Origin of the sequence: Stenotrophomonas beteli, from assembly GCF_001431665.1 — a bacterium.
GTDB lineage: Bacteria > Pseudomonadota > Gammaproteobacteria > Xanthomonadales > Xanthomonadaceae > Stenotrophomonas > Stenotrophomonas beteli.
Map to the genome: position 1 here is coordinate 1 of NZ_LLXV01000025.1, position 17,586 is coordinate 17,586.

The 17,586-nt window shown below is 65.8% G+C and carries 15 protein-coding genes; 10 read left to right on the plus strand and 5 right to left on the minus strand.

What is annotated here, in order from left to right:
* Nucleotides 1-144 precede the first annotated feature (144 nt).
* Complete coding sequence (locus ARC23_RS06285; RefSeq protein ID WP_238985202.1) at nt 145-5,445, plus strand: putative Ig domain-containing protein; 5,301 nt, start codon at nt 145-147, stop codon at nt 5,443-5,445.
* 124 nt (nt 5,446-5,569) lie between these two features.
* Entirely contained in the window at nt 5,570-6,244 is a 675-nt protein-coding gene (locus tag ARC23_RS06290; RefSeq protein WP_057496447.1) for a hypothetical protein, read from the plus strand.
* Between the two features lie 398 nt (nt 6,245-6,642).
* On the opposite strand, the gene ARC23_RS06295 is transcribed toward ARC23_RS06290, so the two are convergent.
* The 3 genes from ARC23_RS06295 to ARC23_RS06305 all read right to left on the minus strand — a co-directional run bounded on the left by ARC23_RS06295 (nt 6,643) and on the right by ARC23_RS06305 (nt 8,904).
* Entirely contained in the window at nt 6,643-7,332 is a 690-nt protein-coding gene (locus ARC23_RS06295) for a L,D-transpeptidase (RefSeq protein ID WP_057496448.1), read from the minus strand.
* Nucleotides 7,333-7,486: 154 nt separating this feature from the next.
* Complete coding sequence (locus tag ARC23_RS06300; RefSeq protein WP_010487149.1) at nt 7,487-7,759, minus strand: hypothetical protein; 273 nt, start codon at nt 7,757-7,759, stop codon at nt 7,487-7,489.
* A gap of 218 nt (nt 7,760-7,977) precedes the next feature.
* Nucleotides 7,978-8,904, minus strand: a complete 927-nt coding sequence (locus tag ARC23_RS06305; protein WP_411847894.1) for a DUF2268 domain-containing putative Zn-dependent protease — start codon at nt 8,902-8,904, stop codon at nt 7,978-7,980.
* A gap of 297 nt (nt 8,905-9,201) precedes the next feature.
* Between ARC23_RS06305 and ARC23_RS06310 the strand changes: the two genes are divergently transcribed.
* From ARC23_RS06310 to ARC23_RS06320, 3 genes are all read left to right on the plus strand, one after another.
* The gene (locus ARC23_RS06310) at nt 9,202-9,777 is read left to right on the plus strand and encodes an OmpO family porin (RefSeq protein WP_057496450.1); all 576 of its coding nucleotides are present in this window, start codon (nt 9,202-9,204) and stop codon (nt 9,775-9,777) included.
* A 162-nt stretch (nt 9,778-9,939) separates the two neighbouring features.
* Nucleotides 9,940-10,263, plus strand: a complete 324-nt coding sequence (locus ARC23_RS06315) for a hypothetical protein (RefSeq protein WP_057496451.1) — start codon at nt 9,940-9,942, stop codon at nt 10,261-10,263.
* Between the two features lie 113 nt (nt 10,264-10,376).
* Nucleotides 10,377-11,351 (plus strand): Dyp-type peroxidase, encoded by a 975-nt coding sequence (locus ARC23_RS06320; protein ID WP_057496452.1) that lies wholly within the window; start codon nt 10,377-10,379, stop codon nt 11,349-11,351.
* Here ARC23_RS06320 and ARC23_RS06325 read toward each other — a convergent pair.
* Complete coding sequence (locus tag ARC23_RS06325) at nt 11,348-13,126, minus strand: ABC transporter ATP-binding protein (RefSeq protein ID WP_057496453.1); 1,779 nt, start codon at nt 13,124-13,126, stop codon at nt 11,348-11,350. The genes ARC23_RS06320 and ARC23_RS06325 overlap by 4 nt on opposite strands.
* Before the next feature lie 107 nt (nt 13,127-13,233).
* Between ARC23_RS06325 and ARC23_RS06330 the strand changes: the two genes are divergently transcribed.
* The 5 genes from ARC23_RS06330 (at nt 13,234) to ARC23_RS06345 (ending at nt 16,981) form a co-directional block, all read left to right on the plus strand.
* Nucleotides 13,234-14,328, plus strand: coding sequence for a TraB/GumN family protein (locus tag ARC23_RS06330; RefSeq protein WP_057496454.1), 1,095 nt, complete (start codon nt 13,234-13,236; stop codon nt 14,326-14,328).
* A gap of 66 nt (nt 14,329-14,394) precedes the next feature.
* A complete protein-coding gene (locus ARC23_RS20975; RefSeq protein WP_160321653.1) occupies nt 14,395-14,568 on the plus strand; it encodes a hypothetical protein in 174 nt (57 codons plus the stop codon).
* A gap of 109 nt (nt 14,569-14,677) precedes the next feature.
* Complete coding sequence (locus ARC23_RS20980; protein WP_057496455.1) at nt 14,678-15,346, plus strand: hypothetical protein; 669 nt, start codon at nt 14,678-14,680, stop codon at nt 15,344-15,346.
* Between the two features lies 1 nt (nt 15,347).
* Entirely contained in the window at nt 15,348-16,367 is a 1,020-nt protein-coding gene (locus ARC23_RS06340) for an LpxL/LpxP family acyltransferase (protein ID WP_057496456.1), read from the plus strand.
* A 17-nt stretch (nt 16,368-16,384) separates the two neighbouring features.
* On the plus strand, nt 16,385-16,981 hold the full coding sequence (locus ARC23_RS06345) for a DsbA family protein (protein ID WP_057496457.1): 597 nt from the start codon (nt 16,385-16,387) through the stop codon (nt 16,979-16,981).
* A gap of 16 nt (nt 16,982-16,997) precedes the next feature.
* On the opposite strand, the gene pnuC is transcribed toward ARC23_RS06345, so the two are convergent.
* Nucleotides 16,998-17,582 (minus strand): nicotinamide riboside transporter PnuC, encoded by a 585-nt coding sequence (gene pnuC, locus ARC23_RS06350; protein ID WP_057496468.1) that lies wholly within the window; start codon nt 17,580-17,582, stop codon nt 16,998-17,000.
* Between the last annotated feature and the right edge of the window lie 4 nt (nt 17,583-17,586).

Consider the following 17,586-nt stretch of genomic DNA (forward strand, 5'->3'; position numbering starts at 1 on the left):
GGCCAGGGAGTCTGCAGGGTGGGGAGGTCAGGAACCGCGGCGCCCGTGCGGGGGCCACGGCGGTTTTCTCACTCGCGCCACGCGGCGCAGCGCCTGCCGGGAAGGCGGGCAAGCAGGGGGCACAACATGTGGCACGCAGAGTCGATGCATCGCGACGCGATGCGCCATGGGCTCGGCCGTCGTTTCTGGGGCCACCTGGGAGCAATCCTGCTGCTGGGCGCTACCCTCGCCCTGCCGGATATCGCACGCGCGGCGTGCCCAACGTTCACGCCGTCCAATGCCAGCGCGGGCTCGCCGATGGCCGCCGGCAGCACCATCATCATCGACGCGTCCAGTTGCCAGGGCGTCGCCGGCTTCGGCATCGGCGATGTGACCACGCCGGCCAGCAACGGGACGGCCACCGTCACCAGCCATGCCGCCTCGAAGATCTCCTATGCCCACAGCGGCAACGGATCGACCACCGACACCTTTGCGTTCGACGACGGTACCGGCTCGCACTCTGTGCTGGTCACCGTGTACATCCAGGCCGCCGCATCGCCGATCACGATTTCGCCGGCCACCGTGCCTGGCGGAACGGTGGGCACGCCCTATGCCGGTGCCACGCTGAGTGGCAGTGGTGGCACCGCGCCTTACAGCTATGCCGTCACTTCCGGTGCACTGCCGACCGGACTGACGTTGAGTACCGGTGGCGTGCTGTCCGGCACGCCGACCACGCAGGGCTCCTTCGCGTTCTCGGTCACCGCGACCGATAACACTGCAGGCACGCCGCTCACCGGCACCGCCAGCTATTCGGTCACGATCGCCGCACCGACCATCAGCGTGACCAACGCACCCGGCCCTGCGGTGATCGGTACACCGTACTCGTTCACCTTGACCGGTGCCGGCGGCACGGCGCCCTACAGCTACCTCCTGGACGGTGGCACCACCCTGCCGGCCGGGCTGGTACTGGCCAGCAACGGCACCATCAGCGGCACGCCCACGGCATTGGGCCTGAAGAACTTCACCGTGCGCATCACCGACAGCAGCACGCCGACGCCGTTCTTCTCGGCGGCCAACCTGTCGATCAACGTGCAGAACGTCCTTCCGCCAGTGGCCGGCGCGGTCAGCGCCACCGTGGCCCATGGCAGCAGCAACAACCCGATCACCCTGAGCCTCTCCGGCGGCACGGCCACCTCGGTCGCAGTCGCCAGCGCGGCCACGCACGGCACGGCGACCGCCAGCGGCACCAGCATCACCTACACGCCCACCGCAAGCTATTCCGGCCCGGACAGCTTCACCTACACCGCCACCAATGCCGGCGGTACCTCGGCACCCGCCACTGTGACCCTCACTGTATCGCCGGCCACCATCATCTACGCGCCATCCAGCCCGGCAGCGGGCACGGTCGGGCTGGCCTACAGCCAGTCGCTGGCCGGCGCCAGCGGCGGCACGTCGCCGTACAGCTACTCGATCACCAGCGGCAGCCTGCCGCCTGGCATCACCCTGGCCAGCAACGGCACGCTGTCCGGCACCGCCAGCGCCAACGGCACCTTCAATTTCACCGTGCGCGCCACCGACAGCAGCACCGGCACCGGGCCGTTCAATGCCACCAGCGGCACGCTGGCGTTGACCATTGCCGCAGCAACGCTCTCCTATGCACCGGCCAACCCACCGGCGGCGACGGTCGGCGCGGCCTACAGCCAGTCGCTGGCCAACGCCAGCGGAGGCGTCGCGCCGTACACCTACACGATTGCATCGGGCAGCCTGCCGCCGGGCATCACCCTGTCCGCCAACGGCACCCTGTCGGGCACGCCGAGCGCCGGCGGCAGCTTCAACTTCACGGTAACGGTGACCGACAGCAGTGGTGGCAGCGGACCCGTCAGCGCCACCAGTGGCCCGGTGCTGCTGACGGTGAATGCACCGACGATCACCCTCACCCCGCCCACTCTGCCGGCGGCCAGTGCCGGTGTCGTCTACAACCAGAACCTGACGGCCGCCGGCGGCAGCGGCACCTACACGTATGCGGTGACGGCAGGCACCTTGCCGGCAGGCATCACCCTGTCCAGTGCAGGCGTGATCAGCGGTACGCCGACGGCTGCGGGCACCTTCCCGCTGACGATCACCGCCACCGACAGCAGTGGCGGCAGCGGCCCCTACACCGGCAGCCAGCTCTACATCCTCAACGTGAGTGCGCCGTCGCTGACACTGACGCCGCCGGCGGGCACCCTCTCCGGCACGGCCGGCGCACCGTTGAACGTCCCCTTCAGCGCGGGCAATGGCACAGCGCCGTACCTCTTCGAGATCAGCGCGGGTGCATTGCCCAACGGCGTGACCCTGTCGCCGACCGGTACGTTGTCCGGCTCGCCGACGGTGTCCGGTCTTTTCATCTTCTCGGTGCGCGTCACCGACAGCACCACCGGTACCGGCGCACCCTTCTCGGTGACCAGCCCCTATACGCTGGCGGTGTCGGCACCGACTGTCCTGGTCGATCCGACCACGCTGCCGGCGGCGACGGGGGGCGTGGCCTACTCGCAGACGATTACGGCCAGCGGTGGCAACGGCACCTATACCTTCAGCCTTAGCAGTGGCGCGCTGCCGGCCGGCATGAGCGTCAACAGCGCAGGCGTGCTGTCGGGCACGCCGACCGCGGCCGGCACCTTCAACTTCACCGTGCTGGCCACCGACGGCAATGGCTTCACCGGCAGCCGCGGCTATTCCCTGCTGGTCAATGCGCCGACCATCACGCTGGCCCCGGTCACGCTGCCGGGTGGCTCGGGCGGCGTGCCTTACGGCCAGACGCTGACCGCGAGCGGTGGTGTCGGCAGCTACACCTACAGCCTGTCGGCGGGCGCACTGCCGCCGGGCATCGCGTTGAGCAGCGCCGGCATCCTCAGTGGCGTACCCAACACCACCGGCAACTTCAACTTCACCGTCACCGCCACCGACAGCGCCGGCTTCACCGGCAGCCAGGCCTATACCGTGACGGTGAACGCGCCGACGATCACGATCGCGCCGGCGACGTTGCCCGCACTCACCGGCAGCATCGCCTTCAGCCAGCCGCTCAGCGCCAGCGGCGGCAATGGTGGCTACACCTACAGCCTGACCGCCGGCACGTTGCCGCCGGGCATTGCCCTGAGCAGTGCCGGCCTGATCAGCGGCACGCCGACCACCCTCGGCAACTACAGCTTCACCGTGCGCGTCACCGATGGCTTCGGCTTCACCGGCAACCAGGCCTATACCGTGACCGTGAACGCGCCGGCCATCGTGTTCGTGCAGACCACGTTGCCAGGCGGGCAGGTGGCGGTGGCCTACAGCCAGGCCGTCAGCGCAGGCGGTGGCAGCGGCAGCTTCACCTACAGCCTCAGCGCCGGCGCGTTGCCGCCGGGCATCGCGCTCAGCAGCGCTGGCGCCATCAGCGGTACGCCCACCGCCGCCGGCAGCTACAGCTTCACCCTCACCGCCACCGACAGCTTCGGCTTCAGCGGCAGCCAGCCGTTCACGGTGGGCATCAACCAGCCGGTACCGGTGGTGGTGAACGATGCAGCCACCACGCCGGCCAATGCAACGGCCAGCATCGAGGTCACCGCCAACGACACCGGCCCGATCACCAGCATTGCCATCGCTCAGGCACCGTCGCACGGCACGGCCACGGTCAATGGGCTCAACGTGGCGTATGCGCCGGCCAGCAACTTCTTCGGCAACGACAGCTTTACCTACATCGCCACCGGACCAGGGGGCACCTCGGTGGCGGCTACGGTCAGCGTCGCCGTGACGCCGTTGGCGGTGCCGGTGGCGGCAGCGCAGAGTGCGACGGTACTGGCCGGGCAGTCGGTGACCGTGCAGGCCGAGGCCGGGGCGATCAATGGCCCGTTCACTGCGCTCACCATCAGCCGCGCACCCTCGTCCGGCACCGCGGTGGTGCAGGGCGGCAGCATCGTCTACAGCGCCGATGCCGATGCCTCCGGCGTGGTGGATTTCGAGTACACGCTCAGCAATCCATTCGGCGCGTCGGCACCCGCGCGGATCAGCGTGACGGTCAACCCACGGCCGGTGGCCCCCGCGCTCACCGCCACCGCCATTGCCGGGCGCGTGGTCAATGTGGATCTCACCTCCAGCGCGCGCGGTGGCCCATTCACCGCCGCAGCCGTGGTCTCGGTGTCGCCGGCCGATGCAGGCAGCGCCACCATCACCGCCAGCGGTGCCGGCTATACGCTGGCGTTTACCTCGGCGGCGACCTTCGGTGGTGCGGTGCGCATCACCTATACGCTCAGCAACGCGTACGCCACGTCGGCGCCGGGCACGGTAGATGTGATGGTCAAGCCGCGCAGCGATCCCTCGCGTGATGCCGAAGTGCTGGGCGTGCTGGAGGCGCAGGCCGAAGGTGCGCGGCGCATGGCCATCGGTCAGATCAACAACTTCCAGCGCCGCCTGGAAAGCCTGCGCGCGGGCGGGGCTGCTGCCGGCTTCAGCAACGGCATCACCTTCAGTTCGGCCAGCAGCCAGCGCCGTACGCAGCAGGACGATCTGCTGCGCAAGGGCATCGGCGCCAGCGGCGAAGCGTTGTCGATGATCGACGAACCGGTGTTGCAGGGCAGTGTCGCGCCCGCCGCCGGCACCACCGCCGCCGAGGGCTTCGCGTTCTGGACCGGCGGTGCGGTCAACTTCGGCACGCTCAAGCCCGGCGCCAGCAGCAACGGCATCGATTTCACCACCTCCGGCGTCAGCCTGGGTGCCGACCGGCAGATGAGTCCGTCGCTCAGCCTCGGCGCCGGCCTGGGCTATGGCCACGATGCCTCGGATATCGGCCGCAATGGCAGCCGCAGCACCGTGGACGGCTACAGCGTGGCCGCCTACGGCAGCTTCCATCCGGAAGGCGGGTTCTACGTGGATGGCCTGCTCGGCTACCAGTGGCTGAAGTTCGACGCGCGTCGCTTCATCACCGACAACGGCAACACCGCCTACGGCAGCCGCGATGGCACGCAGTGGTTCGCTTCGTTCTCCACCGCCTACCAGCATCGCCGCGATACCCTGCTGCTGACGCCGTATGGCCGCCTGGATCTGGCACGCGCCACGCTGGATGGCTACCGCGAGCATGGCGACGAGGTGTATGCGCTCGACTACCAGCGGCAGACGGTCAACACCAGCACTGCCACCGCCGGCGTGCTGGCGCAGTGGCTGGTGAAGCGCGACTACGGTATGTGGACGCCGCAGCTGCGCGCCGAGTTCGGCCACGACATGCACGGCTCCAGCCAGGCCTTCATGCGCTATGTGGACCTGATGTCCGGACCGGTCTACCGCGCCACGCTTGATCGCCAGTCGCGCAACCACACGCTGCTGGGTGCTGGCATCGGCCTGCAGACGCTGAAGGGCTGGACGTTGCGTGCCGAGTACCAGAACCAGCTCGACAGCAGCAGCGGTGACAACCAGGGCATCCAGATCAGCGTGCAGAAGACGCTGCCGCCGTGATCGATGCCGCGGCGGCGGCCTGGTGGTCGCCGCCGCGCGCCGCCGGTATCCGTACAATCGTGTCTCCGGTCGGTGCGCAACGTGCGTCTGCGCCGGGTATCGAATGGACGGAACAGGACAGGGAATGAAGATTCGAGCGATTGCGATGTCATCGATGGTCGCGCTGCTGGCGGCGTGCGGGCAGGCAGCGGAAAAGGACGTCGAAACGACGCCTGCGGCTGCCCCCGCCGCATCCGCCGCACTACCGGCTGCCCCCGCCACCGTGGCCGGGAACGAAGCGTCCATCGAAGCAGGCGTGGACCCTGCGGTGTGGGACAACGAAGGCGAGCCGGACGCCCAGGGCGCCGGCGGCGAACTGACCTGCCAGGACAACCCGCTGGCGACCCATTTTTTCACCCTGGTCGGCGGCAACACGGTGGACGACTGCGGCCGCGCGGACCCGAAGGTCCTGGCCGCATTCGATGCATTGATGAAGGGTACGCAGGACGCCGAATCCGCCGGCAAGGACGTCGCGTCGCTGCGCGAACGCCTGCTGAGCGGGCCCAGTGGGCCGGGTGAGCTGCGGGTGCTGCAGGGCGAACCCTGGTGGTTCTACACCGCCTGCCAGGCCCACGATTGCCCCGGCACTGCGTTGGCGATGCTGTACTCGCCCACGCAGGCGACGATGGTCGGTCGCCTCACCGCGCGCTGCAAGGTGTGGTGGCTGGGCGAGCCGAGCGCCGAACAACGCGCGCTGATCGAGCGCGAACGGCCGCTGGACGAAGCGTTGCTGAAGGACGAAGGCGATACCTGCGAGTAATCCGCAGCCCGGCGCGCGGCGCGCGCCAGCTCAGTCCTCCGGCCGCATCCGCGTGCCGATCTGCGCGTTCTGAGTGCAAACGGAACGGTCAGATCAGATACCGAACGACGTGCCCGTGACCGACCACGCGTGCACCCTCGCATATCTCAACAGAGGCACCCGGCTGCAGTGCCGCATACGAAACGGCAGGCGCATAAACCAGCGTGGCCATGGCAGTCAGCGGACGCCCAACCGGGAAAACAGTGTCGGCGCCCACGAACGCAACGCCCAGCAGCGTGTCATCGGGCGGCACGCGCAGATGCGGCCGATAGCCGTTGGCCGATGCCGGTTGAGAGCGCCCACCTTGTTCCGGAGCGAGGAACGTGAGCTCAAGCTCTACGCGTCGCTCCGGCGTCGGGCTATCTGCCTGCGCTGCGCTCGTCCTTTTCATCTTTACCCTGTCCCTCGCCGCGGCTCTGCGCGAACTCGGGGAACGTCTTCGCGATCGAATCCCTGTCCGGCAGGATGTAGAACACACCGCCCTTCTGGAACGTGGACGCCACGATCTGCTCGTAGAACGTGGCGGAAACATTGATGCAGCCGTGGGTGACGCGGTTGTCGTCGGGCGAGGGCGAGGCCAGCCGTTCGGCGCGCTTCTCTTTCGGCGTGCCCGGCGGCAGCGGGTGCAGCGAGACCGCCGAATCGTAGTCCACCCACAGCACGCGTCCGGCATCGTCGGAAGGGCCGTAGCCGCCGATGAAGCGGCCGGCAGGCGTGGTGCGGTCGTGGCCGGGAATCGCGCTCAGTGCGAGCTTGGCAACGCCGGGTGCGGAATGGTCGCCGATGGCCGAACCGAACAGGGCCGGGGCGGCGCCGCGCAGTTTGCCGTCACCGCCGAACACCAGCACCTGTGCTGCGGCCTTGTCCATCACAGCGAACGGGTACCCCTGGTTGTCCTTGCTGGCGACGACCCAGCCGGCCAGTTCGATGACCGTCTCCGATACGCCCTGGTCCTGCGGCAGTTCATCGATGGCGGCGGGGTGTGCAGGTGCGTCGTCCTTCGCATCCTTTGCGTTGGCTATGCCACTGCACGCGACGGCCAGCGCCATGGCCAGTGCGGCGTGCAGGGCGCGGCGTGCAGGGGAGGAGGAAGTACGAATGGGACAGCTCCTTGCATGCAATCATCGGTGGAAGGATGCCAGTGGCCGGCGAAGGCCACTGGTTCCCGGTACGGATGTGGATCAATTCAAACGGTGGGAGCGGTTACCCGCGCGGCTTGCGGCCGGCCGGAGCCCTTTCAAGCTGCTGCACGCGGCCTTCAATCTGGTCCAGACGCTGGTTGGCCTGCTGTGCGGACTGGTTGGCGGATTCAGCGCTCTGTGCGGCGCCCTGCACCTTTACATCGAGCTGGTCGAGGCGCGAGTTGATGGTGGCAAACTCGTTCTTGTAAGACGCACAGGCGCCAAGGCTGACGGTTGCGATGAGCGCTACAGCAAGTGCGCGGGCCGTCTTCATGTGTTGCGGGTTCAGGTTCATTGCACTCCCTCCTTCGTCTGGGGAAGCTGGAATATAGCGGCGTTTGTTCCCCAGGCTGACAAGCGCTTTCAGCTGGAATTGGAAGACGTGGAAGGGCTGTGAAATATGTCCGTCAGCAAAGCTTAACGAGTGAGATCAGGCGAGCGGGTCCGCACCCAGGCGGCGGCCTTGTGGTTGCTCGAATCGCCCAATTCATCAGCCTGAAGACGCCGTCACTTCTACCTGTTTTCCACTGGCCCGCACGCCGGGCGCCATTCACTTGCAGCGAGCAGCGCCGGCGCACTGTCCGGACGCACCTTCAGCAGCGTGGCCATGGCGCTGCGTCGGTCAGGCGCGCGTGCAACGTAGCCGGCGGCAATGCGGTAGCCGATCCAGTAGCCAAGATCGCCGCGGCGCGTTTCATCGCCGGGCCCGTTGTAGAGCCATTGCGACAGGTCGGTGCCGGCACTGTCCAGGGCGAACTGGCGTTCCAGCGCGCATTCGCGGCCCTGTGTCCAGCGGCGCAGATGCGCATTGGCCGGTTGCCCGGAGATCAGCTCGGCCACGTACTCGGCGCCTCCTTCCAGCAGCGTCTGATAGAGCAGCGTCGGTTGCGCGACCTCCGCGCCTGCACCGGGCTGCTGGATGTGCACAAACTCATGGGCGATCAGGTGCACGAAGCGATCGCTGAGATCGGACTGCATCCAGTCGGCGTTGCACAACGCTTCCAGTCCGATGACCACACCGTCGGGCGTGGTGACACCGCCGCTGTTGCCCCGGCCCACCAGCACCGTTACCGGTGGGAACCGAGCGTCCGGCAGCAGCGTGCCCAGCCGGACGAGCGCGGCGGCGACGCGGGTGCGGATGGCGGGCAGGGCGCCCGCGCAGCTGCGCGCCTTCTCGAACAGGGCCGGTTTGTCCTGGATCGCGCGCGCGAGCCGTTCCATCGAACCGATGCGGCTTGCGGTGAAACCGTGCAACGCCTTGCTGCCGGGGTCCAGGTAGTGGCGTTGCAGATCCTGCGCGCTGGGCCGTCCTTTGCTGGCGTCGAGCACCTGGAAGAAGCGCGCGACATCCTCGGTCTGGATGACCACGTGTTCGGCGGCAGGCGCGCCCCCGGCGGCCCGCGCGGGCAGCGCAGAAGCAAGCAGGAGCATGGGCAGCACTACCTGCAGCAATCCGGAAAGGCGGCGCGGCGCAACGTGCGATGCAATCGATGACGGCTTCATCAGGTTCCCCAACCCCATGCAGAGACCGCCACGATAGCGCGGTGGAGTCGCGCCGGAGGACGGGCTGACCCACGCAGAGTTCCCTGAACGCCAGCCTTATTTATATACCAGTCAGTTCAATATTCAGGGTCGATTAGACCCCCTAACGGATAATTCACACCTGTCGACCGCCTTCTCTCCCTCCCCCTCCCGGGAGGCGGCCGGCGAAACCAAAATAATTAAAGGTGTGTCCCGATGAACAAGAATTCGCTGCTCGCCCTGGGTCTTCTGGCTGCTCTGCCGTTCGCTGCATCGGCAACCGACGGCCTGTCGTACAACTACGTTGAAGGCGGCTACGTGAACACCGATGCCAAGGGCGGCGACGCCGACGGCTGGAAGGTGAAGGGTTCGGTGGCGGTGCACCCGAACTTCCACGTCTTCGGCGACTACAGCGCCCAGGAGACCGACAAGTTCAAGAATGACGTCGACCAGTGGCGCCTGGGTGTCGGCTACAACTACGGCATCGCACCGAACACCGACCTGGTGGCCCGTGTCGCGTACCAGAAGTACGACGAAAAGCGTGGCCTGGACTTCAATGGCTACTCCACTGAAGTTGGCGTGCGCACCGCGTTCAACCCGTACGTGGAAGGCTATGTGCTGGCCGGCTACGAAGATTTCAGCAAGAAGCACGGCATCAATCCGGACGGCGAGTTCTACGGCCGCGTCGGCGCCACCGCCAAGTTCAACCAGAACTGGGGCCTGAGTGGCGAAGTGAAGCTGGCCAAGGCCGGCGACCGCGAGTGGTTCGTGGGTCCGCGCTTCACCTGGTAACAAACGCCTGTCGTTAGTGCGTGTTGTGCTGGCGTGTGACTCTCTCTCTCTCCCACACGCCAACCGAAGCCCGGCCTCGCGCCGGGCTTCACTTTTTCCGGGACCTCTGGGGCACCGGTGATGCACGGGCATACTGTCAGTCCACCGGATGGCGGAATTCGCATGCAGACCTTCCCTTGCGCTTACGTGCAGCAGGCCGATGGCAACACCGTGCAGGTGGTGCTTGTGGACACCACCGCACAGCCGGCGCTGCGTGCGCTGGGCTTCGCGGGCGTGCCGCCGGTCCTGCATGCCCCTATCGCCAACGATGCCGCCAAGGCCCGCATGTTCGCCGCGTTGCGTGATCTGGGGGTGGCCTTCTCGGCGGGGCGCGAGTGGTGCCCGGCCGAGGTGTTCGGCTGGCTGCGCGAGTGCGGCCTGCTGGAAGGCCCTTGCCTGCGCATCGCCCGGACGGGCCGGCAGCAGTTCCAGCTGACCCAGGCGTAGCGCGCGCCATCGCCAGCGGAACGAGAACCGCTCCGGCCGCGTGCAGGTGGTTCGGCTATGATCGCCCGCACATCGCCACGCGATGCGCCCGCCTCAAGCCCGCAGGAACTGCCGTGAACTCCCAGCCCGCACCGATCACCGCCCTCAACCACACGCCCGACAACGAGCCGCAGCAGATCACTGCGCCGCTGACCCACTCGGCCGCGTTCCTGGTGCTGAAGGTGAAGGATGACCAGGCGTCGATTGCCAGGGCACGCGAGGTGCTGGCCAGCACCGATGACCTGATCAAGAACACCGCCATCCGCGAGATCGAGCGCACCTTCACCTGCAACGTGGCCATTGGTCATCGCGTGTGGCAACCGCTGGTGGGCACCACGCCGCCGCGCGAACTGCACCCGTTCCGCGAGATCAAGGGCGCCACCCACACCGCCGTGTCCACCCCGGGCGACCTGCTGTACCACATCCGGGCGCGCACCATGGACCTGATCGTGGCGTTCGAGCGCAACCTGCTGATGGCCTTCGGCGATGCGGTGGAAGCGGTCGATGACGTGGCCGGTTTCCGCTATTTCGATGGCCGCGACCTGCTCGACTTCGTCGATGGCACCGCCAACCCGGAAGGGCTGTCGCTGCCGGAAGCCACGATCGTGGGGGAGGAAGACCCCGAACATGCCGGCGGCAGCTACGTGGTGGTGCAGAAGTACCTGCACAACCTCGATGCCTGGCGCGCGCAGAAGACCGAGGCGCAGGAAGCGATCATCGGCCGCACCAAGCACGACAACATCGAGCTGGACGATGCGCCGGCCGATGCGCAGAAATCGCACAAGACCCTGTGCACCATCGAAGACGCCGACGGCGAGCACGAGATCCTGCGTGACAACATGCCGTTCGCCAATCCGGGCCGTGGCGAGTACGGCACCTACTTCATCGGCTACACGCGCCGCCTGTGGGTGATCGAGACGATGCTCGAGCGCATGTTCATCGGCAATCCGGCGCCGCTGCACGACCGCATCCTCGACTTCTCCACCGCCACCACCGGCGTGACCTTCTTTGCGCCCTCGCGCAAGGTGCTGGCCGACCTGGGCGACTAAGCATGGCAGGCGGCCTTCGTTTGCAGGCCGGCGCGCAGGGCGTGCTGGTAAGCCGGAACCGATAACAGCGCGGTGGGCGCTCCCTCGGCAACCACTCTTCCGCCTTCGATCAGGACGACATGGTCCGCTGCGGCCATGACGGAGGGACGATGCGTCACGACCAGCACTGTCCGCTGGCCCGCAAGACGGCGCAGAATTGCCAGCAGATCACGCTCGGCCTGCGCGTCGAGGGCCGAGGTTGGTTCATCCATCAGTACGATGGGACATGCGGAAAGCAGTGCTCTGGCAATGCCGATGCGCTGCGCTTCGCCGCCTGACACTGGATGTCCGCCCGCACCCAATGGGGTGTCATATCCCAGGGGCAATGTATCCGCCAACAGGTCCAGCCCCGCGCATCGGGCTGCGCCAAGCACCGCGTCCGGGCTGACAGCGATGCTGCCGTAGGCGATGTTCTCGCGCAGCGACATCCTGAGGACTGTTGGGAACTGGGGGACAACCGAGATCTGTGCCCGAGTGGCTTCGATGGGCGTTTCGGAAAGCGGCAAACCGCCGACCAGAATCTGTCCGGCACAAGGCGAATAGAAGCGCTGTAAGAGTGACAACGTTGTGGACTTGCCGGAGCCCGATGCGCCCACCAGAGCAGTGATTCTTCCCGAACGTGCGCGGAAGCTGATATCGGCAAGCACGCGGTGGTCCAGACGTCCGGGATAGGCGAACGCCACCTTGGAAAAAACCACCTCATTGCCTTCAGCGACGCGGTCCATCCCCGCACGTACGTCGACGACCGGTTCACGCAGAACGGCGTCAATGCGCTGAAGCGCCGCCCTTGCCGACACCAGCATGCTGTGTGCGTGTGATGCTTCGACTGCAGACAGCACGAGCACGCCCGAATACAGTCCGAACTGGATCAGTTCGCCGTTGCTCATGACACCTTGTTCACGCAGCAGTGCACCCTCCAGCAATGCAAGCGCAATACTGCAGCCGATCACCAGCAACGTGCCGGACTGGACCAGTGCCGTGGCGATGGCAAGCCGGCGGGCCGCGCTTCCACCACGGGCAAGTCCCTGTGCGAATGTGGCGGCTTCCTGCGTCTCCCGGCAGAACGACTGCACCACCCTGTAAGCGGCAAGGCGTTCGCTGGCCATGGCAGTGGACTCAACAATTGCCTCCTGAAGCTGGGTAGCCCTGCGTTTCAGCCATACAGAGCCGGCAAGCATCAGCAGCAGCAGGCAAGGAAGTGCAGCCAGCAACCACAGCGCCAGATGTGCGTTGCTCACCCACAGCATGACCACGCTACCGGCTCCAGTCACCAGGCAACGTGCCGCGACCGAGCAGGCACCGCCCAGGGCGAACCGGATCAATCCAACGTCCGTGGTCATGCGCGTCATCAGTACTGACGGACCTGTACGGTCGTAGAACTCGCCACCCATCCTGAGCAGGTGGGCCAGCAGGGTGCGCTTGAAGTGGGCTGCGGTGAACTCACCGAAAAGCGTGATGCAGTAGAAACGCAGAGCCGTACTGCAGGCCAGTGCGGCAGCGACAGCGCACAGCACGGACAATGCCAATGCATCCATCCGCCAGCGGTCGATCGACAGGGATACCAGATAGGGAAACAGCAGGGTGCATGTGCAGGAAACCGCGATCCCCATCGCCCAGCCCAACAGCAGCCACGGGTGCTGCCGAACGGCCTCCTGCAGGACCGCCCATGCCCCGGCGCGTAATGGCGTCGACGCTGCGTGCTTATACCCGTCTTCGGCCTGCGCGGGACCTTCCATGGTTCCCCGATTCCCTGATGATCGACCTGCAGCCTAGCAGCTAGCGCACCGACCGCGTATCCAGTAGTCTCGTCGGCACGGACAACGCATGGAAAGGGTTTGTGCCGATGAAACTGCTTCAGTTCGCAACGTGCGCATTGGCACTGGTGTCCACGACAATGGCAGCACCGGCGCGCGCCGGCGATCAGGTTGCCGTACCGGCCGCCACGGTCGACTTGGCACCTGTCCAGGTCGGGGTCAAGTCGCCGCCGATGTGGCTTTTCAGCAAGGACGGCAAGAGACTTATCGTTCTCGGTACCCAACTGCCGCTTCCCGAATCGGGAGTTCTGGTCACCGGCTCCGTTCGCGATTACATCCGGCAGTCCGAGGTCGTCCTTACCGGCCCCGGACTGCGTACAGGTGATGGCGTAGGAATGCTGAAAGGGTTGACGCTCGTTTCCAGCATGCGCAACGCACAGAAGAACCCAGGTGGGCGTACCCTGTCCGAGGTGGTTCCCGCGCAGACCTACGAAAAATGGGTAGCACTGAAGGCGAGGTACATCGGCAAGGACGCTGGCGTGGAGAAACAGCGACCGATGTACGCGGCCTATGCGTTGTACAGCGCTGCACTCAAGCAGCATGGATTGACCGACGTCCCTTCGCTGGGCGCAGTCATTGCCAAGGCGACGCGGGATTCGGGACTGGAGCGTCTGGATGCCCGCTACAGTCTACCCAATGACAATCTGCGCCGGGCACTCAAGGAGTTTGATGTCGCAGCCGATGCCGATGCGCAGTGTCTGGATCGTACGCTGGATGTACTGCAGGCGTATCTGGAATTTGCTCCGGTTGCAGCCGAGGCTTGGGCTGCCGGGGACATCCAGCGCTATCGCGACGCTGAGCAGCGCTATGTTCCCATCGAAGGCTGCTGGGCACGCTTGACCAACGAGGCAATGGCGCGCAGCTCCGGTGTTGATGACCCTTACGCCAATGTGGACGCAACGTGGCTGGCTGCTGTGCGCAACGCGCTGCGGAACAATGCGACCGTTTTCTCGACGCTGCCGGCACGTGACCTGATCAACGCTACCGGGCTTGCAAAGGCCCTGCGCGACGATGGCTTTGCGGTCACGCCGCTGTTTACCGACGTCCCCACCCAGAGTGGGACTTCCACGCCTGATCCGCGGACGGCGGCGAAGTTGGCCAAGGATCTTGCGCAGCGTCACTAAACACTCTAGATTCGGCAGACCTGAACGGACGTTCAGGTTTGTGCTGACTATATGGAGATGAATTGCATGAGTATCGCAGCGATGCAGCAGGCAACTGCTCTGGAACAGGCGTTGGAAGCCAGTGCAGAGCTCGTGGAGAAAATCACCACGGCGTTCAACTTTGTGGGGCCGCGCGGCAAGCGCATCGACTTCTGCAGCGATTGCTGCGGATCGAACGGCAACGATTGCGTTCCCCAGTAACTGCTGTATCGGCATTGCCTCGTAACGAGGCAATGCTGTAGCTGATCGTCGGGTGCATCGACATCTCGTCGCATGCCCCTTCGCAAAGGGAATATCGACAAGGAGTGTCATGGTCCTGCAACGAGACAGCAGCGCTGGTCGCTTGCTGCTGGATATGGTCAGTGCTGCTTGCTCGGCGCCTGGGTCGCACAAGGTGGCCTATCTGCTGCCATCGACACGGGCGAACTTCAGCGCCGTTGCGGCGGTCGTCCGCAATCATCCCGGTGTTCCCTTCGTTGCCACCTTGGTCGATGGTGCCAGGCAGCCTTTGCAGGTACTGGCCGCGCTGCGGCGGGGAGAGGCTTGCCCAGTGCTGATCATCTTCTCGGACCAGTTGTTCGGCCCCGAGATCGCGAATATTCCCTGCGAGCACGACGGTGGCAGGACGTTCTACTCCGGCTTTGAATCCATCCTGTTCGCAAAATATGGCTACACCCTGAACCTGCCGATGGGCACGCAGGAAGTGTCGCTGCCGCCTCCCGGTTCGGTGGACGATGCGCTTGCACTGCTGCGGCGATATTTCGAGCACGCTGCGTCTCTCGGGCCGGACTGGTTACTGGCCGAACGGCAGGTCGAACGTACGCTGCCGGGGCGTATCCGCGAGGCGCGCATGCGCTCGGGGTTCCTGCGGTCGGCTGTCTACCACCGCTACGCAGAGCGACCCTTGGACACCGCAGGCCGGGCAACCCTCGGCTGCGTTGATGATGTGGAGCAGCGCATGCTTGAGGCGCGACGCTGAGATGTTCCTTCCCTCCTATCTGGTTGCCCTGTTGGCGCCGCTGCAATGGCTGGACAGGCGTGTTCTGTGGCTTGAACGTTATCTGGAAACGCCATTGAGCGACCAGGACCAACGTGCACTACAGGTGGCATGCGCGCGTTCGGGGTGTCGCTTCGGCAAGTTCTATCATTGGTACCTTCAGAAGAAGGTCATCAGCAAGATCTGGCGCACCATCTCCCGTGAAGGTGTGCTGCGCATGACCTCGTCGCTGGACAGATCCAACTACGCCGCACTGGATGAAGCGCTGGCGAGTCCGAATGGCCTGTTGCTGGCGCTTCCCCACCATGGCCTGTACATCAATACCATCGTCTCGCTCGTGGAACGTGTGCGCCAGCACCGGGACATCCACATTTTCTATGGCGACCCTGCCACCCATCCGGGGAACGATGTCTTTGATGGTCTGTGTCGTCGAATCTGGCTGGATGATCCCCAGTCGGGGGTCAGCATTCTGTACGACAACCGGCAGGGTCTGGCACGGGCGCTGCGAAGCCTCCAGCAGGGGGCTGCGGTCATCATCATGCCCGACGTGTTCAAGGATGAGCTAGAGACGCTGCAGATTCCGTTCTGTGGCCGGGCGATGAACATCATGATGGGTACGGCCGTGTTGGCGCGCAAGACCGGGGCCACCATCCTACCTGTCGTCTGCCGACCACAGGGCAAGGGCATGGGGTTCAGGACCGAGATCGGGCCACAGATTGCTTGTTGCGAGCCCTTTGAAGGCGAAGGGGTTGTGGAGACTGGTCTGCTGAACTACCGCACCATGCTGAAAGTCTTCAAGTTCTACGAGAGCATCATGGACAAGGAAATCGTCTACTGGCAGTTTGCCCGACAGATGTATGCACATGATGTCGAGCTGGCCCGACTGGACCAGGCTGGCATGCTCGACGCGGCCGCAGCGCTGGTTGACGATGCGAGACTGCATGTGCCGTCTGCATTCGCGTTTGACGGGACGGTGCCGGCCGTGACCCGGGGGGGTGTATGACGCGCTCTGCAGCGTCGATGGCCTGCCTGCTGCTGGCGTTCAGCGTTGGTGGCTGCACGCCAGGCACGGACGTGGTGGGCGGAAGGGGCGTGGAGGGTCGCTACAGTGCGCTTGTAGATCTTCGGCCGGGCACCTTGAATCAGGTCGCGCTGGATGTCTATGAAGACTTCACCTGTCCGGCCTGCCAGACCTTCAGTCTGGAGGTGGTGCCCGCGTTGCAGCGCAGGTACGGCACTGCGCTGGTCATCAGGACCCACTACGTGGCCGCGCCTTCGACCGATCCGGCGGCGGTGATCCTGCACGACCTCGCGGCGTTGCAGGGCAAGGAAAGCGACGTCGCGGCCGCACTGTGGGCGTCGCGACTGGAACATCGCACCAGCCTGCAGAACACCGAGCGGGTGCGCGATGTGGCCATTCGGTTTGGCTTGGACGAGCAGCTTGATAACGCGTTGGCTGATCCCCGCAGTGCCGCGCGGGTAAGCGCCGAGTGGCAAGGTGTCGCGTACAAAGTCTCACATTTTCCGTATGTGCAGATCGAGGGCGAGATTGTGACCAACGGGGAGCCGCAGAATCTGCAGCGGATCATCGACAGTCTGCTGCGCACGCCGCATTGAGCGGCGGTTGGGCGCATTACGTGGATGTGGTCGGCGTGCTCGCCACCTGCGGTGCGCGCGCGGCGGCCTGCCACGCGCGCAGGCCAAACACGGCCAGGCCGAGGAAGAACACGTACAGCGCGGCGGTCACGTGCAGCGACTTGAACAGGTAGGCACCGACGTAGACCACATCCACCGCGATCCATACCCACCAGCAGGCCACGTGGCGGCGTGCCTGCCACCACTGGCCGACCAGGCTCAGCGTGGTCAGCATGGCGTCCAGCCACGGCAGTGCCGCATCGGTGAAGGTGTGCATGGCCGCACCCAGCGCCACGCCACCGCACAGGCCGATGGCCAGGTCGCGCAGCAGCTTGCCACGCGCCAGCGGCACGATGCGGACGCTGCCCTCGTCGGCGGCGTGCTGCCGCCAGTTGAGCCAGCCGTAGACCAGGAAGCCGCCGAAGGCGACCTGCAGCAGGGTGTCCGAGTACAGCTTGGCCTCGGCGAACACCAGCCCATACAGCGCCACCGACAGCAGGCCCACCGGCCAGGCCGCCAACTGGCGCCGGGCCATCAGCCAGACGCCGAGGATGCTGCACAGCGCGGCGCTCCACTCCAGCATCACG

Excerpts from the sequence above, each read along its gene's own strand:
- ARC23_RS06295 (WP_057496448.1), bottom strand. The coding sequence starts at position 7,332 with ATGGCGCTGGCCGTCGCGTGCAGTGGCATAGCCAACGCAAAGGATGCG.
- pnuC (WP_057496468.1), bottom strand. The coding sequence starts at position 17,582 with ATGCTGGAGTGGAGCGCCGCGCTGTGCAGCATCCTCGGCGTCTGGCTG.
- ARC23_RS06300 (WP_010487149.1), bottom strand. The coding sequence starts at position 7,759 with ATGAACCTGAACCCGCAACACATGAAGACGGCCCGCGCACTTGCTGTA.
- ARC23_RS06325 (WP_057496453.1), bottom strand. The coding sequence starts at position 13,126 with ATGGAAGGTCCCGCGCAGGCCGAAGACGGGTATAAGCACGCAGCGTCG.
- ARC23_RS06345 (WP_057496457.1), top strand. The coding sequence starts at position 16,385 with ATGGCCTGCCTGCTGCTGGCGTTCAGCGTTGGTGGCTGCACGCCAGGC.
- ARC23_RS06330 (WP_057496454.1), top strand. The coding sequence starts at position 13,234 with ATGAAACTGCTTCAGTTCGCAACGTGCGCATTGGCACTGGTGTCCACG.
- ARC23_RS06340 (WP_057496456.1), top strand. The coding sequence starts at position 15,348 with ATGTTCCTTCCCTCCTATCTGGTTGCCCTGTTGGCGCCGCTGCAATGG.
- ARC23_RS06315 (WP_057496451.1), top strand. The coding sequence starts at position 9,940 with ATGCAGACCTTCCCTTGCGCTTACGTGCAGCAGGCCGATGGCAACACC.
- ARC23_RS20980 (WP_057496455.1), top strand. The coding sequence starts at position 14,678 with ATGGTCCTGCAACGAGACAGCAGCGCTGGTCGCTTGCTGCTGGATATG.
- ARC23_RS20975 (WP_160321653.1), top strand. The coding sequence starts at position 14,395 with ATGAGTATCGCAGCGATGCAGCAGGCAACTGCTCTGGAACAGGCGTTG.
- ARC23_RS06310 (WP_057496450.1), top strand. The coding sequence starts at position 9,202 with ATGAACAAGAATTCGCTGCTCGCCCTGGGTCTTCTGGCTGCTCTGCCG.
- ARC23_RS06285 (WP_238985202.1), top strand. The coding sequence starts at position 145 with ATGCATCGCGACGCGATGCGCCATGGGCTCGGCCGTCGTTTCTGGGGC.
- ARC23_RS06290 (WP_057496447.1), top strand. The coding sequence starts at position 5,570 with ATGAAGATTCGAGCGATTGCGATGTCATCGATGGTCGCGCTGCTGGCG.